Origin of the sequence: Sphingomonas sp. UYEF23, from assembly GCF_040546165.1 — a bacterium.
Taxonomy (GTDB): Bacteria; Pseudomonadota; Alphaproteobacteria; order Sphingomonadales; family Sphingomonadaceae; genus Sphingomonas; species Sphingomonas glacialis.
Window position 1 is genome coordinate 94,146 of sequence record NZ_JBEPNG010000006.1, and the last position, 12,467, is coordinate 106,612.

The following is a 12,467-nucleotide window of genomic DNA, read 5'->3' on the forward strand; positions in this document are numbered from 1 at the left end:
CGCGGCGCAGTCGGTCCGATATCTGAAACGGAGTTTCACATGTTCGACCGAACCTATTACGCAACGCACCCCGACATGATGGAGTGCGTCTCCAACGACGAATTGCGCGACCGCTATTTGATCCAGGATCTGTTCCGCGCCGGCGAATGCGTGCTCAATTATACGCATGCCGAGCGCTTCGTGATCGGCGGCGTCGCGGTGGCGGGCGGTGCGGTCAAGCTGCCCGATCAGACCGAGCCGGCCTCGGCGGCGGGGCATCCCTTCCTCGAGCGGCGCGAACTGGCGATCGTCAATGTCGGCAAGGCCGCGGGCACCGTTACCGTCGATGGCGAGGCCTTCACGCTCGGCAACAAGGATTGCCTGTATGTGACGATGGGCGCGAAGGACGTGCAATTCTCGGGCGACGGCGCGCGTTTCTATCTGGCGTCGTGCCCGGCGCACAAGGCGTTCACGACCAAGCTGATCTCGACCAAGGACGCGACCGCGCTCGAGCGTGGTACCCTCGCCGAGTCGAACGAACGGACGATCTTCCAGATGGTCATACCCGGCATCTGCGATTCGGCGCAGCTGGTGATGGGCCTCACCGTGCTCAAGGAAGGCAGTGTGTGGAATACGATGCCGCCGCACATCCACGAGCGCCGCAGCGAAATCTATTTCTACTTCGAGCTCGACGATCTCGAGAAGGATCGCGTGTTTCATTACATGGGCGAGGGCGAGGCCACCCGGCACATCGTGATGGCGAACGAGGAAGCCGTGATCTCGCCGCCCTGGTCGATCCACATGGGCTCGGGCACCAAGGCCTATGCCTTCATCTGGGCGATGGCGGGCGAGAACCAGGACTATACCGACATGAACGTGCTGGATATCTGCCAGCTGGCGTAAGCCGTCGGGCCTGGGGAGGGCGTTGCTCTTCCCGGGCGCGCGGAGAGGCGTCGCCGGGGTCATCCCGGTCGACGGCGTCGACGGCGTCGAGCGAAGTCGGTGCGGCGCGCCCACAGTCGGAACCGTGTAACGTGCGTTGAGTAGCGCATCGAACACGCTATGGAGAAAGCGCATTTCGGGAGTACGCGTCCGGCAACCGGCCTTCGGCCGTACCAAGGCGACTGCATACGTGACCGATCTGGCAGCATCGCCCAATCCACCCGACGCGGTCAAACAGCCCCAGCGCCCCAGGCTCCGCGATGTGCTCGGCCCCGGCCTCATTACCGGTGCGTCAGACGACGATCCGAGCGGCATCGCGACCTATTCGCAAGCAGGCGCGCAGTTCGGCTACACCCTCGGATGGATCATGCTGTCCAGCTGGCCGCTGATGTGCGCGATCCAGGAGATCAGCGCACGGATCGGGCGGATCACCGGCCGCGGGATCGCCGGCAACCTCAAACGACACTATCCGGCGCCCTTGCTCCACGCGATCGTCGCGCTACTGGTCGTGGCCAATACGATCAATCTCGGTGCCGATCTCGGCGCGATGGCGGCGGCGTTGCAGCTGCTGATCGGCGGGCCGCAACTCCTCTATGTCGCCCTGTTCGCCGTGGCATCCGCACTGCTCGAGATCTTCGTGCGCTACGCGCGCTATGTCTCGGTGCTCAAATGGCTGACCGTATCGCTGTTCGCCTATGTCGGCGTCGCATTCATCGTGAAGCTGCCGTGGGGCATCGTCGCGCATGCGCTGGTCATCCCGGATATTACCTTCAACGCCGCCTATCTGACCGTGGTCGTCGCGATCCTCGGCACGACGATCAGCCCCTATCTGTTTTTCTGGCAGGCGGAGGAAGAAGCCGAGGACGTCAAGGAACGCGCCGGCGCCAAGCCGCTCATTCGCGCGCCCGAACAGGCCCCGTCCGAATTGCGCCGGATTCGCTGGGACACGATCGTCGGCATGGGCTTCTCGAACGTCGTCGCGCTGTTCATCATCCTGACGACCGCCGCCACGCTGCACGCGCACGGCGTCACCGACATCCAGACCTCGGCGCAGGCAGCGCAGGCGCTGCAACCGATCGCCGGGCGCTTCGCCTTCCTGATCTTCGCGCTTGGCATCATCGGGACGGGATTGCTGGCGCTGCCGGTGCTCGCCGGATCATCGGCATATGCGCTGGGCGAAGTCTTTGGATGGCATGTCGGCCTCACCCGCAAACCGGGCCGGGCCAAGCGCTTCTACGGAATGATCGCCGCCGCGACGCTGGTGGGCGGAGCGCTCAACTTCACGCCGATCGACCCGATCAAGGCGCTGTTCTGGAGCGCGGTCATCAATGGCGTCGTCGCCGTTCCCGTGATGATCATGATGATGCTTCTGGCGCACAATCCAAAGGCGATGGGCGCCTTCCGCCTGCCGCGGATGCTGTCGATCATCGGCTGGCTGGCGACCGCGACGATGGCGTTGGCGGCGATCGGCATGTTCGCGACATTCGACGCATAACGCACGATCGCGGCCGACCACGGAACCGACGTCGCCTTTGCCTGTTCTGTTCGCGAAACGACCGGGCCGGCAGGCGGTCCCGGCGGTGTCATGGAGAAAAATCATGGGCGAACTCACCGACAAGCTGAACGCCGCAGGCAACAAGATCGCCGGCAACGTCAAGGAAGCGATCGGCAAGGCGACCGACAATGAGAAGCTGGTCGCCGAAGGCGAAGCGCAGCAGCTCAAGGGCACCGCGCAGGACGTCAAGGGCAGCGTCAAGGGCGCACTCGGCGACAAGATCTAAACAAACGCTGATCTTGTCAGGGGCCGCCGCGGAGACGCGGCGGCCTTTTTCGATACGACCTGCGTCAATTTTCGGGCGGTGCTTGAACGCTCTAAAACGGGCAACCCCACCCAAACGTCCGAACACCGCGACAGCCGACGGCGCGCGGAACGATCCACGCCCTCCGTCATTTGCACCTGCGAATGCGACACGGAGACACCGCAATGAAAACCGTCCTGCTTGCCAAGGTTGCCCTGGCCACCCCTGCCCTCGCGCAAACCCCCGCTTCGCGCTCGGTGCAGCCAGTGACGATCACGATGACCGATCATGGCTTTGTCCCCCGCAATATCGCTTTGCGCCGCGGCGGCTCGTACGTGCTGCATATCGCGAACCGATCGGACAAGGGCCACAACCTCACGCAGAAGGCCTTTTTCGCCGCGGCGCGCCTGAGAAGCGAAGACCGTGGTGTCGTGCGCGACGGGCAAATCGTGCTTGCAGCGGGCGAACGCGCCACGATCCGCTTCCAGGCTCCGCTGACGCGCCGGGGCGGGATGTTCCAGTTCAGCAGCACGACGCTGGGCGATGCCGACAACGCGTATACCGGCGCGTTCCGCATCCAATAACGATCGCACGAACGACGGATCCTGTGTCGGGGTCGGCCCGACACAGGTCAGCGCTTTTCATTGCACAATACGATATTTCGGCTATAGTCGAACAATGGAACTAAAAAACGCTGTCACAGCGCTCTCGGCGCTTGCCCATCCGAGTCGGCTTGCCGTCTTTCGGATGCTGGTACAGGCTGGGCATGAGGGGATCGCGGCCGGCGAGATTGCGCGGCGGCTCGACGTCCCGCCCAATACCCTATCGTCCAACCTCACCATCCTGACCAATGCCGATCTGGTCGAGAACCGCCGCGATGGCCGGTCGCTGATCTACTCGGCACGATACGAGAACATGGCCAACCTGCTCGAATATCTCCTGGAGGATTGTTGCGATGGCAATCCGAAAATCTGCGCGCGCATGGGCGACATGGTGCTGCGTGGCCGCTGCGTCAAAGAAGGCACCGCATGAGCGACCGTATCGATACCAGCGTGGCCGAAGACGCGACGCCCGACGCGCGCGCGCCTGGCATGACCGCCGATATCATCATCTATCACAATCCCGCCTGTGGAACGTCGCGCAATACGCTGGCGATGATCCGCAATGCCGGGATCGAGCCCCACGTCGTCGAATATCTCAAGACGCCGCCGTCGCGGGCGTTGCTCGGCCGCTTGATCGACCGGGCGGGCCTAAGCCCGCGCGACCTGTTGCGCGAAAAAGGCACTCCCTACGCCGACCTGGGCTTGGACGACGAAACGCTGAGCGATGATGCCCTGCTCGATGCGATGATCGCGCATCCGATCCTGATCAATCGCCCAATCGTCGTCTCGCCGCTCGGCGTGAAGCTGTGCCGTCCGTCCGAAATCGTCCTCGACCTGTTGCCCGCAACGCATATCGGGGCGTTCACCAAGGAAGATGGCGAGGCGGTCATCGACGCGGATGGCGCGCGGATCGTCTGATGACGATCGCCGTGCTGATTTTCCTCGCGACGCTCACGCTGGTCATCTGGCAGCCCAGGGGGCTCGGGATCGGGTGGAGTGCGATGGCCGGTGCGCTCGTCGCGCTGCTGGCCGGCGCGATCACGCTGGCGGACGTGCCGGTGGTGTGGGGGATCGTGTGGAACGCGACCGGCGCGTTCGTCGCGATCATTCTGATCAGCCTCATCCTCGACGAAGCAGGCTTTTTCGAATGGGCGGCGCTCCACGTCGCGCGCTGGGGTGGCGGGAACGGCAAGCGGCTGTTCGCGCTCGTCGTGCTGCTGGGGGCGGCAGTGTCCTCGCTGTTCGCCAATGACGGCGCGGCGTTGATCCTGACCCCGATCGTGATCGCGATGCTGCGGGCGCTCGGCTATGGCACCAAGGCAACGCTGGCGTTCGTGATGGCGGCGGGCTTCATCGCCGACACGGCCAGCTTGCCGCTCGTCGTTTCGAACCTCGTCAACATCGTTTCGGCCGACTTCTTCAAGCTCGGCTTTGCGCACTATGCGCTCGTCATGGTGCCGGTCGATTTGGCGGCTATAGCGGCGACGCTGGCGGCGCTTCTCCTGTTCTTCGGCCGCGACATCCCCTCGAATTACGACGTGACGCAGCTTCGCGTGCCCCGCGAAGCGATCCGCGACCGCGCGACGTTCCGTGCCGGATGGGTGGTGTTGGCGCTGCTGCTTGCCGGGTTTTTCCTGCTGGAACCACTGGGCGTCCCGGTCAGCGCGACCGCCGCGGTGGGGGCGCTGGTGTTGATCGTCATCGCCGCGCGTGGTTCTGTGATCGAAACCCGCAAGGTCGTCCGCGGGGCGCCGTGGCAGGTCGTGATCTTTTCGCTCGGCATGTATCTGGTCGTCTACGGCCTCAAGAATGCGGGCCTGACCGATCATCTGGCGGTCGCGCTCGATTACGCGGCACACGGCGGCGTATGGGGCGCGGCGTTCGGCACCGGCATGATCGCAGCGCTGTTGTCATCGATCATGAACAACATGCCGACCGTGCTCGTCGGATCGCTCTCGATCGATGCGACCCACGCCACCGGCGCGATCAAGGATGCAATGATCTACGCCAATGTCATCGGCTGCGATCTCGGGCCAAAGATCACGCCGATCGGCTCGCTGGCGACGCTGCTGTGGCTCCACGTCCTCGCGCAGAAGGACGTGAAGATCGGCTGGGGCTATTACTTCCGCGTCGGCGTGACGCTGACTATCCCGATCCTGCTGGTGACGCTCGCGGCGTTGGCGCTACGGCTCAGCCTTCGCTGATGCCGCTGCGCTCGCTGCCCGATCCAACCCATCTCCCCGCGCTCGATCCGCGCTACGCCCAGCGGCGTCCGGCGATCGGCCTTGGACCGGATGATCCCGCCCCGCGAATCCTGCTGCTCTACGGGTCGCTTCGCGAACGCTCGTTCTCGCGCCTGTGCGTCGAGGAAGCCGCGCGGCTGCTCGAGTTCTTCGGTGCGCAAACGCGGATCTTCGATCCCTCGACCTTGCCGCTGCCCGATCAGGTGGCAGGCGACGACCATCCCGCGGTGCACGAATTGCGCGCACTGTCGCTATGGTCCGAAGGACATGTGTGGTGCAGCCCGGAGCGGCACGGACAAGTCACCGGCATCATGAAGACGCAGATCGACCACCTCCCGCTCGCCATGGGTGGGATGCGCCCGACGCAAGGACGCACGCTCGCGGTCATGCAGGTATCGGCCGGGTCGCAGTCGTTCAACAGCGTCAACACGCTACGCCTCCTCGGGCGCTGGATGCGGATGTTCACGATCCCGAACCAGTCGAGCGTTGCAAAGGCGTATCAGGAGTTCGACGAAACGGGCCGCATGAAGCCGTCGGCTTACTATGATCGGATCGTCGACGTGATGGAGGAGCTGGTCCGCTTCACGATCGTGCTGCGACCCCATACCGCGCAACTCGTCGACCGCTATTCCGAGCGAAAGGATGCTGGGCGGAGCTAGGCTCGATCGCGCCGACCGACCAGGCCGGCGGCTTGTCGGGCATCATCGATCTGCCGATCGCCCCTGCGCTCGGCCGCAATCTGGTGCAGTCGGAGCGGTCCGTCGAGGCGCCGCTGCGCCTGCCGAGCGAGGAGATCCCGATCCCACGACCCCGCGCCTTGTCACGCCGGGTTAAAACCAACGCTCCGGTTAGCCGGGGTCTGCGGTCAATCCGATCGGATCGGAGGATCGCTGTACAGTCGGCGCAACACCCTAGGCGCCTGCTCGCGGCAGCATGAGCGCGTCGAGAAACGTCTGCCGCCACCAATTGATGTCCTGCGATTCAATCGAATCCATGCACGCGCGCCAACGACGGATGCGCTCCGCGCGATCCATTCGCATGGCCTTCAGGATCGCGTCGGACACTTCCTCGGCGCTATACGGGTTGATCAGGATCGCCTCGGTCAACTGGGCGGCCGCCCCGGCGAAGCGCGACAGGATCAGGACGCCGGGATCCTCGGGATCCTGCGCGGCGACATATTCCTTCGCCACCAGGTTCATCCCGTCGCGCAGCGGCGTGACCAGCCCGATCTTGGCCGCCCGATAGATGCCGGCCAACGTATCGCGGCCATAGCCCTGGTTGACGTAGCGGATCGGCACCCAATCGACATCGGCATAGGCACCGTTGATCCGCCCCGACAGGCCCTGCAGCGTGTCGCGAATCCGCTGATAGCTGCCAACCGCGCCACGCGACGGCGGCGCGATCTGCAGGAGAAACACTTCCTTGCGCTCTTCGGGATGCTCGACCAGGAACCGTTCGTAGCCGAGGAAGCGCTCCTCCAGCCCCTTCGAATAATCGAGCCGGTCGACCCCGACGATCATGTCGCGGCCATCGGCGCTGTCGCGCATCTTCCGGTACGCCAGCCGCGCCGGCACACCCGCTGCGAGCTCGACGAATTCGGGCGTGTCGATCCCGATCGGGCACACCAAGGCGCGCACGCTGCGGTCGCCGAGCGTCACGATCCCGTCAGCGCCGATGACCCCGCCGAGCTCAAGACGGACGAAGTCGAGAAACGACTCGAGCCATTCGGCGGTGTGGAAGCCGATCACGTCATAGGCGAACATCCGTCGCACCAATTCCGCCGCTTCGGGCAGGATCGACAGCAGCCGACGCGGCGGCCAGGGAATGTGCAGGAAGAAACCGAGCCGATTGCCGCAGCCGCGCTGGCGCAGTTCGTCGCCGAGCGGGAACAAATGGTAATCCTGGATCCACACGACGTCGTCGGCCTCGAGCAGCGGCGCGACCATGTCGGCAAAGCGCGCGTTGACCCGCTGGTAACCGCCCGCGAAATCACGCTCATATTCGGCCAGATCGACGCGGTAGTGGAATAGCGGCCACAGCGTCCGGTTGGCGTAGCCGTTATAATATTCGTCGATGTCCTGGTCCTCCAGGTCCATCGTGGCAGTCGTGACACCCTGATTGACCTGATAGTCGATCTCGCCAGTGAACGTATCGATCCGTTCGCCCGACCAGCCGAACCACAGGCCGTCATGCTCGCGCAGCGCCGACGCGAGCGCGACCGCCAGCCCACCCTGAGCGCCGGACTGCGATCCCTTGGGGGCCGACACGCGGTTCGAGATGACGATCAGCCGGCTCATCGGATCGCGCTCCACGGCTTGCTGAGCAGGACGGCGCAATTGATCATGCCGACCAGCGAATAGGTCTGCGGGTAATTGCCCCACAATTCGCCGGTCTCGGGCTCTATGTCCTCCGACAGCAGCCCCGCCGCGGTGCGCCGGGCGAGCATCTCCTCGAACAGCGCGCGCGCGTCGGCACTGCGCCCGGTGAAGTGCAGCGCCTCGATCAGCCAGAAGGTGCAGACGTTGAACGCGGTCTCGGGCAGGCCGAAATCGTCCTCGATCGCGTAGCGCAGCATGAACGATCCACGGCGCAGCCCCGCTTCGACCGCCGTCAGCGTATCGAGGAAGCGGAGATCGTCGGGCGACAGGAAACGCAGGTCGAGCAATTGCAGCACGCTCGCGTCGAGATCGTCGCCCGCAAAGGTCGCCGACATGCGCTTGGTCTCGGGCCGCCACGCCGCCGTCTCGATCCGCGCACGGATCGTGTCGGCGCGCTCCTGCCAGAAGGTCGCGCGATCGGTCAGGCCGAGCGCCAGCGCGGCATTGGCGAGCCGGTCGCACGCCGCCCAGCACATCGCCGACGAATAGGTGTGGACGCTCTTGCGCGTGCGCAGCTCCCACAGACCAGCATCGGGCGCGTCGTAATTGAGCCAGGCGCGCTCGCCCACGCGCTCGAGCGATTCGAAATCCTCGAGGCCCGCCATGCGGAACAAGCGCGTATCGAAGAAGGCGTGCACCGCGCACAACACGATCTGGCCGTAAGCATCGTGCTGGATTTGCTCATAGGCCTGGTTGCCGACGCGAACCGGCCCCATGCCGCGATACCCCGCCAGCGCCGGTTCGATCCGCTCCTCGAGCCGCGCCTCGCCCAGCACGCCGTACAGCGGCTGGATGTGCCCGCCAGCGGCGTCATCGACGATGTTGCGCAGGTAGCCGAGATAGCTTTCGAGCACGTCGAGCGCACCGAGGCGGTTGAGCGCCTGGACGGTATAATAGGCGTCGCGCACCCAGCAGTAGCGGTAATCCCAGTTGCGCTGCGATCCGGCATGTTCGGGGATCGAGGTCGTCATCGCCGCGACGATCGCGCCGGTTTCCTCATGCTGACACAGCTTCAGCGTGATCGCCGAACGGATCACGACATCCTGCCATTCGAGCGGAATGGCGAGGCCGCGCACCCATTCCTGCCAGTAGCGCCTGGTGTCGGCGAGCATCGTGTCGAGCGTCGCGGCCAGATCGCCCGCAAACCCCTCGTCGGGCCCGAGGAAGAAATGCAGTGGCCGCTCGACGCGGAACGCGCGCTCTTCCTCGACCATCCCGACCGGCGCGGTCGTCGTCAGACGCAGCGCCATGCCGGGCATCAGGAAGCGGATGTGGTTCGACCCGCCGGTCTGCTCGCCGCAGGACCCGCCCCAACCGCAGGTCGGACGCAACCGCACGCGGATGCGCGGGCTGCCGGTCACCGGCCGCACGATCCGCGCATAGGACACCGGACGATAGCTGCGCCCCTGGCGTTCGAAGCGCGGGCAGAAATCGATCACGTCGATCGCGTTGCCGGTCGCGTCGGTATGGCGGGTCACCAGGATCGGCGTGTTGCGGACATAGTGCTGCTCGACCTGGACGCTGTCTTCGATCTCGATCGCCCAGAAGCCGGCTTGCGGCGTCTCGCCGCCGAGCAGCGACGAGAAGACCGGATCGCCGTCGATCCGCGGGACGCAGCCCCACACGAACTGACCCGCACGATCGACGAGCGCGCTGACCTGGCAATTGCCGATCGGCCACAGATCGACCGAGCTCATGCCGCCTGCTCGCACGCGGTTTCGAGCCAGGCGAGCGTGTCGGCGACATCGTGCAGACCGTAGAGTGCGCTGCTCGGGCGCGGATCGCCCACGAGGATGCCCGCACCCCCGAGCGCAGAAGCAGCGGCCATAGCCGGTTCGTCGGTATCGTCGTCGCCGAGGAAGACCGGGCGATGCCCCGCCATCGGCGCCCGCTGCATCAACTGGCGCAGCGCGCTTCCCTTGTCGGCCCCACCGACGCGCAGTTCGACCATCATCTTGCCGGTCTGCAAGTGCAGCCCCGTCTCGTCCGCAAGCGTCCCGGCGAGCGCGTGTGCCGCGGCTTCCATATGGGGGGCGCCGCGATAGTGCAGCGCCTCGCCCAGCGTCTTCGTCTCGACCAACAGGCCCGGCGTTGCGTGTGCTAATTCTGTCATGATGGCATGAATACGATCGAGAGCAGCCGGTCGTTCCGGTACGGATACCGTTCCGTCGCGCCAGCGCACCTCCGTGCCATGGCTCCCGGCGATCGTGAGCGGCAGGCTCCCGAAGAGCGCGGCGATGCCATCGACCGAGCGCCCGCTGATCACGGCGACGCGGCCATCGAGCTGTTCCGTCAACCGCGCGATCAACGCCGCAAGCCGCGCATCGACCGCGACCAGATCGGGGCGCGCGGCAAGCGCGACGAGCGTTCCGTCGAAATCGAGGAACAGCGAAGCGTTCCGCAACAGGGCAGCGGACGGTCGTGGCAAAGGCTTTGTCATCGCGCCTGCGTTAGATCACAAATCCCGCGCTCGCGCCCCTTATGTGAGGGCCGCCTGCACATCCCGATATGATCGGGTTCGATCGAAGACATCCAGTCAACCGCGTCGGGATGGCCCGCCGGGCAATCTTTCAGCCGGGCCACCGATGGTTCGGGCCATGGCCCATATTGAGCTAAGATCGACCGAAATCTGCTCGGACAGCATCCGACACCACACAGGACAAGCTGGCAAAAATCTGCGGTTTTGTCAATGGTTGTCGGATGTCCTGCGAAGAACGAATGGCGCCCCAGAGGGGGCGAAGCTGGGCACTCGAATTATTGGAGAATTTCGGTCTAGCGCCCCCCCTTTGCCGCAGTCCGGGTGACTAGAGATCGTAGCTCGGGATCCCGTCATCCTCGGTGGATAAAGGCGGATATATAACCGGCTTGTCCCCGAAATACCGTTTCACGATGCGATCACGCCGGTCGAGAGTGTCCTCGTTCGGGTCGATCTCGCCGGCATAGGTATAGGTCACCGCGAATGTGTTGCCTTGCACAAGATACTCGATTTCCGCCCAGCGGCTGTTCGCCTTCTCGGCCTCCCACAGGTCAAGGAGCGCATCGCCGAGTTGGCCTAGGTCGGGATCCAGATATGCGATGCTGTTCCCTTGATCTTTGAAAATCGAGGGCGCGACGTAATTGGAATCGACTTGGGCATAGAGCAAGGTACCGTCGAGCGGATACACCGTATCTTTCGCCAGAAGCTGACCGATTTCGTTGAGGAGGCGATCCGTATCATCATTTGCCATGACGCTTACCCCTTGGTTCGTTCGCAAGTTTCACACTTTGTTTGTGACCGTTGATCGTAAATGAGATGTCGATCACTGTTGGGCGCTTTGAAACATCAGTGTAGCTTGGCACGATCGTTACCGTGACATTCTTCCCGGCTCGCTTCGCTCTTGCCCATTGGTCTTCGAGCGCTCGATAGCGGCCGCGATTGAAGCTCGCATCCTGCGCGAAATGGTTGAAAGCGTCGGTCGGCCCTGCGAACCGAGCAGCGATATAATGGCCGCCATCATCAGTCGCCCGCCGATCGGGACCTCCCGCCTGCGCTTGTGCGGTCCTCGATCGCACTTGCTTGTCGCCGAATTTGAGGGTGCCTGAAACCCTATGAGTTTGTCCTGCGTCGTCGATCTGGTATTCGTACCCATTGCGGACTTCCCGATGGAGCGGCCTTGCGGCGCTGAAGCGCCGGGCGGTCGTTGTCAGCGGCGCCGATGCTTGCCGCTCTCTGGCAGTTGCAGGTTCTCTAGACACCGTCCGCTGCTTTGACGGATCGGCGCCCCAATCGCCCGACGCCCCCGCACCGCCGAAGCTGCCACCACCGCCTAGCGTAAAGCCCCCACCACCCCAGCCATTATTGGAAATCGGTCGTTGCGTGTTCGTGTTCGGAGCCGGACGAGGGGACGGGCCGGACGCCTGTGCTGTGGGTGTCGGGCCCGAGCGTGGCCGCTGTCGATTGTTCGTCGAACGAGCTTCGCGCGACCAATCTTCGCGAGACGACGCGCCGCCGCCCGATCCCCCGCTGCTGCGAAAGCCGCCACCCCCGCTTTGGCCATAGGTACGCCCCGACCCAGCAAAGGTGAACTGACCGTCCGCGGGATCATGCCAAGGATTGAATTTGAGTTCGACGCCGTCCGCGATAGCCACGCTCGGCAATCTGCCGGTCCGCAGCCAGATCGAAAAAGCGCGTCGCCGTTCGTTATCGGTTATGGGAACCATGCCGCCCTCGCTGTCTCGTGCGGCGAGAACATTTGAGCAACATTTTCCTACAAGTCAATCGACCATCGCGGCGATCAACGAGGCAAAGCCTAGGCCATTGCCCGACTTTGTTTTGCACGATGTTCGATTCCGCAGAAAATGGTGCCCGGAAGAGGACTCGAACCTCCACGCCCTTGCGAGCGCCAGCACCTGAAGCTGGTGCGTCTACCAATTCCGCCATCCGGGCACTGGGTAGGTCGCGGGCCTTAGGGGAGGCGAGTCGGCCTTGTCAACACACTGCGTGCTGGGGCAAGGGCTGACCACCCCAAGCGAATGGCAGGCACA

At 64.3% G+C, this 12,467-nt stretch carries 13 protein-coding genes and 1 tRNA gene; 8 read left to right on the forward strand and 6 right to left on the reverse strand.

From position 1 onward, the window contains the following. Positions 1-39 precede the first annotated feature (39 nt). The 8 genes from kduI (at position 40) to arsH (ending at position 6,224) form a co-directional block, all read left to right on the forward strand. Positions 40-882 (forward strand): 5-dehydro-4-deoxy-D-glucuronate isomerase, encoded by an 843-nt coding sequence (kduI, locus tag ABIB28_RS12395; RefSeq protein ID WP_354288406.1) that lies wholly within the window; start codon positions 40-42, stop codon positions 880-882. A gap of 229 nt (positions 883-1,111) precedes the next feature. Then, on the forward strand, positions 1,112-2,416 hold the full coding sequence (locus ABIB28_RS12400) for an NRAMP family divalent metal transporter (protein ID WP_354288407.1): 1,305 nt from the start codon (positions 1,112-1,114) through the stop codon (positions 2,414-2,416). A gap of 103 nt (positions 2,417-2,519) precedes the next feature. Continuing rightward, complete coding sequence (locus ABIB28_RS12405) at positions 2,520-2,702, forward strand: CsbD family protein (RefSeq protein ID WP_133190700.1); 183 nt, start codon at positions 2,520-2,522, stop codon at positions 2,700-2,702. A gap of 203 nt (positions 2,703-2,905) precedes the next feature. Beyond that, a complete protein-coding gene (locus ABIB28_RS12410; RefSeq protein ID WP_354288408.1) occupies positions 2,906-3,304 on the forward strand; it encodes a cupredoxin domain-containing protein in 399 nt (132 codons plus the stop codon). Between the two features lie 94 nt (positions 3,305-3,398). Then, a complete protein-coding gene (locus ABIB28_RS12415; protein WP_354288409.1) occupies positions 3,399-3,752 on the forward strand; it encodes an ArsR/SmtB family transcription factor in 354 nt (117 codons plus the stop codon). 59 nt (positions 3,753-3,811) lie between these two features. Then, positions 3,812-4,240 (forward strand): arsenate reductase (glutaredoxin), encoded by a 429-nt coding sequence (gene arsC / locus ABIB28_RS12420; protein WP_354288526.1) that lies wholly within the window; start codon positions 3,812-3,814, stop codon positions 4,238-4,240. Beyond that, positions 4,240-5,526: an arsenic transporter gene (locus ABIB28_RS12425; RefSeq protein ID WP_354288410.1), complete on the forward strand. Its 1,287-nt coding sequence runs from the start codon at positions 4,240-4,242 to the stop codon at positions 5,524-5,526. Before arsC ends, ABIB28_RS12425 begins: the two co-directional genes overlap by 1 nt. Continuing rightward, on the forward strand, positions 5,526-6,224 hold the full coding sequence (gene arsH, locus ABIB28_RS12430; RefSeq protein WP_354288411.1) for an arsenical resistance protein ArsH: 699 nt from the start codon (positions 5,526-5,528) through the stop codon (positions 6,222-6,224). Before ABIB28_RS12425 ends, arsH begins: the two co-directional genes overlap by 1 nt. Positions 6,225-6,476: 252 nt before the next feature. Here arsH and ABIB28_RS12435 read toward each other — a convergent pair whose 3' ends face one another. The 6 genes from ABIB28_RS12435 to ABIB28_RS12460 form a co-directional block, all read right to left on the reverse strand. Next, on the reverse strand, positions 6,477-7,862 hold the full coding sequence (locus ABIB28_RS12435; protein ID WP_354288412.1) for an alpha,alpha-trehalose-phosphate synthase (UDP-forming): 1,386 nt from the start codon (positions 7,860-7,862) through the stop codon (positions 6,477-6,479). After that, positions 7,859-9,640 (reverse strand): glycoside hydrolase family 15 protein, encoded by a 1,782-nt coding sequence (locus tag ABIB28_RS12440; RefSeq protein WP_354288414.1) that lies wholly within the window; start codon positions 9,638-9,640, stop codon positions 7,859-7,861. Before ABIB28_RS12440 ends, ABIB28_RS12435 begins: the two co-directional genes overlap by 4 nt. Next, positions 9,637-10,383 carry a trehalose-phosphatase gene (gene otsB / locus ABIB28_RS12445; protein ID WP_354288415.1) on the reverse strand — a complete coding sequence of 249 codons (747 nt, stop codon included), beginning with the start codon at positions 10,381-10,383 and terminating at the stop codon, positions 9,637-9,639. The genes ABIB28_RS12440 and otsB overlap by 4 nt, the downstream gene beginning before the upstream one ends. Before the next feature lie 364 nt (positions 10,384-10,747). Further along, positions 10,748-11,170 (reverse strand): hypothetical protein, encoded by a 423-nt coding sequence (locus ABIB28_RS12450; protein ID WP_354288416.1) that lies wholly within the window; start codon positions 11,168-11,170, stop codon positions 10,748-10,750. Next, a complete protein-coding gene (locus ABIB28_RS12455) occupies positions 11,160-12,143 on the reverse strand; it encodes a DNA/RNA non-specific endonuclease (protein ID WP_354288417.1) in 984 nt (327 codons plus the stop codon). The genes ABIB28_RS12450 and ABIB28_RS12455 overlap by 11 nt, the downstream gene beginning before the upstream one ends. Positions 12,144-12,282: 139 nt before the next feature. Continuing rightward, positions 12,283-12,369: transfer RNA gene (locus ABIB28_RS12460), tRNA-Leu, on the reverse strand. Positions 12,370-12,467 lie beyond the last annotated feature (98 nt).

Coding starts and splice junctions, on each gene's coding strand:
- ABIB28_RS12440 (WP_354288414.1), bottom strand. CDS start 9,640: ATGAGCTCGGTCGATCTGTGGCCGATCGGCAATTGCCAGGTCAGCGCG.
- ABIB28_RS12455 (WP_354288417.1), bottom strand. CDS start 12,143: ATGGTTCCCATAACCGATAACGAACGGCGACGCGCTTTTTCGATCTGG.
- arsH (WP_354288411.1), top strand. CDS start 5,526: ATGCCGCTGCGCTCGCTGCCCGATCCAACCCATCTCCCCGCGCTCGAT.
- otsB (WP_354288415.1), bottom strand. CDS start 10,383: ATGACAAAGCCTTTGCCACGACCGTCCGCTGCCCTGTTGCGGAACGCT.
- ABIB28_RS12415 (WP_354288409.1), top strand. CDS start 3,399: ATGGAACTAAAAAACGCTGTCACAGCGCTCTCGGCGCTTGCCCATCCG.
- kduI (WP_354288406.1), top strand. CDS start 40: ATGTTCGACCGAACCTATTACGCAACGCACCCCGACATGATGGAGTGC.
- ABIB28_RS12405 (WP_133190700.1), top strand. CDS start 2,520: ATGGGCGAACTCACCGACAAGCTGAACGCCGCAGGCAACAAGATCGCC.
- arsC (WP_354288526.1), top strand. CDS start 3,812: ATGACCGCCGATATCATCATCTATCACAATCCCGCCTGTGGAACGTCG.
- ABIB28_RS12425 (WP_354288410.1), top strand. CDS start 4,240: ATGACGATCGCCGTGCTGATTTTCCTCGCGACGCTCACGCTGGTCATC.
- ABIB28_RS12435 (WP_354288412.1), bottom strand. CDS start 7,862: ATGAGCCGGCTGATCGTCATCTCGAACCGCGTGTCGGCCCCCAAGGGA.
- ABIB28_RS12450 (WP_354288416.1), bottom strand. CDS start 11,170: ATGGCAAATGATGATACGGATCGCCTCCTCAACGAAATCGGTCAGCTT.
- ABIB28_RS12410 (WP_354288408.1), top strand. CDS start 2,906: ATGAAAACCGTCCTGCTTGCCAAGGTTGCCCTGGCCACCCCTGCCCTC.